The following is a 266-nucleotide window of genomic DNA, read 5'->3' as shown; positions in this document are numbered from 1 at the left end:
GAGTTTAGGTTACTTACACCTGAGCCACGCTAATCACCTGTTTGGTTGATGGAGTAATAACCACCGGGATTGATTTTGAGGTTGGGGTGTAAGAGCCAATTCCGACGCTGTTGATTGACACCAGTGGATTCGTCTCAGGATAATAAGCAGCAATGTTACCGCGTGGAATGTCGTAATAAACCACGCTAAAGTCACAGACTTTGCGGACGATATTGTCGTTGGCAATAGACTGTATATCAATAAGTTGGTCTTCAAGCAGATTAAGC

At 44.0% G+C, this 266-nt stretch carries 1 pseudogene; it reads right to left on the bottom strand.

What is annotated here, in order from left to right:
• Positions 1-13: 13 nt before the first annotated feature.
• Positions 14-266 (bottom strand): annotated as a pseudogene (locus AAEZ00_RS21395) (CbbBc protein); the annotation flags it as partial.

The sequence above is a fragment of the Shewanella sp. S1-49-MNA-CIBAN-0167 genome (assembly GCF_040310145.1).
GTDB classification, from domain to species: domain Bacteria; phylum Pseudomonadota; class Gammaproteobacteria; order Enterobacterales; family Shewanellaceae; genus Shewanella; species Shewanella psychromarinicola.
This window is presented reverse-complemented; position numbering and strand designations above follow the sequence as displayed.